Consider the following 1,881-nt stretch of genomic DNA (forward strand, 5'->3'; position numbering starts at 1 on the left):
GCGCACCGCGCGCAGATCGCCCTCGATCATCGAGAGGCGATCGACGACGTGGCCGAGCGCGCTGTGGACGGCTTCGAGCGAGTCCTGGGTGCTGCGGTTGGTCTCGGCCTGGCTGAAGCGGATGTCGGAGAGCTCGCGCTTGACGAGATCGACCATGCCGGAATCGGGGGCCGGCGCCGAATTGCGGCTCTCGGCGAGCGCGGAATAGGTCGCCTGCTGCCGCTCCAGGTGGCGCAGGATGTCGTGCAGCCCGTCCTCGACGCGGCTGAAGTTGCCGTTGCGCGGATCGGAGGCGGCTTCGATCCGCTCCAGCAGATAGGAGACGCGCTGTTCGAGATGCGCAAAGGTCGAGGCCGAATCGTTGCCGACCTGCATGCGATCGAAACGATCCGACAGCGCACGGATCGCGGCTTCAAGATGTTCGGTGCTCTCGGCAGGCTGAGGCCGCTCGCGCGTCTCCAGCGCGGCGGTGAGCGCCGCGATGCGCTGCTCGAGCACGGCAAAGCTGTCGCCGGGGCCGGACGAGCGTGTGATCTGGTCGACCTTGGACGACAACAGCTGCACGTCCTCGGAAAGCCGTGCCAGCGCTTCGTTGGAGGCGACGTTGGAGACGATGCCGCGCAGCGCCGAGATCGCGCCTTCGAGCTGACGCACCGTGGACGGATCGTCATTGGCGCGCAGGATCAGATCGAGCTTGGCGCCGAGATTGCGGATCGCCTCGTCATAGCCGGTGAGCTGCTCGGCCGGCGTCAGCGTGCGCAGCACCTGCTTGATGTCGGACAGCGCGTGCTCGATGCCTGACAGGACCTGGCCGTCGGTGCCGGACGAGCGGGTCTCGTCGATGCGACGGTGCAGCGAGCGGATTTCATTTTCGATCGACTCGATCGCGCGGCGCGGCATCGCCTCGGTGATGGCGTGGCGGATCTCCGCAAGCTCGCTGCGGAAGGCGTTGATCGCCTGCTCGGTATTGTCAGGGCGCTGGAGCGATTCGATCTGGCTCGTGATCTTGAGCAGATGGCGCTCGAGCGACGAGAAATCCGGCTGCGGTGGCGGCGGAGCGTAGGCAGGCTGGGGCGGCGCCATGGGCGGGGCGTAGGGAGCTGCCGTGGGTGCAATCGACGGCGCGGCGCGCGGCGGCATCTGCCTGGGCGTAAAGCCGTCGAGCTCGCTCTGCCGCGCCGTGATCTCGGCGACGGCGACGTCGAACGAGGCGGGGCTCAGCGGCGGCGAGTTGCGATAGACCTGTGCGGCCGCGCGCTCGACCGCATCGGCCTGGCGCTGGCGCGTCTCGGCGGGTGCGGGCCGCGGAGGCTGCGGTTGAAGCTGCTGCGGCTTTGAGATTTGCGACAGGCGCGCGTCGAGCCGCGAGATCGCATCGTTGAGCTGGCGTGCGACGCCCTGCTCGCGCGAGACCTCTTGTCGTGAAGAGTCCTGGCGCGGGGTGGGCTTTGAGATCCGTTCGATCTGCTGGGTGATCGCGTCGAGCCGCTGGTGGATGTCGGCGACTTCGCGGCTCTCCGGACTCGGTACGTGGTTCGGCATGTGTTGCGGACGCTGCTCGTAAGGTCCGCGAAAGTTCGGCGGGGCAGTTTCGCCGAGCGTGGAGTTCAGCCAATCGTTGAGTGACATGCCGGCTCTGCGCGCAGCAGCTTCGGCCCGCTCCCGGACGGAGGGATCGATGCCGTCAACACTCCACGATACGCGCGAATTCATGACTCTGTCCGGTTCCGACTCCGGCGCCCCACCCGGCACCTCCAGCCTCCCCACGCGTGCCGGTTGTAAAGACAATCGGATTTGGCGCGGGTCGTCTGCCTCGAAAACCGACTTTTTCCTGTTACGGTAAATAACGGGTTAAGGAACGCGTTGCCGATGTCTTAAAGT

Annotated in this window: 1 pseudogene; it reads right to left on the minus strand. The window is 66.7% G+C overall.

What is annotated here, in order from left to right:
- Window positions 1-1,713: pseudogene (locus tag AC1D00_RS39200) on the minus strand (hypothetical protein); the annotation flags it as partial.
- Between the last annotated feature and the right edge of the window lie 168 nt (window positions 1,714-1,881).

It is taken from the genome of Bradyrhizobium sp. P2_E8 (genome assembly GCF_056403875.1).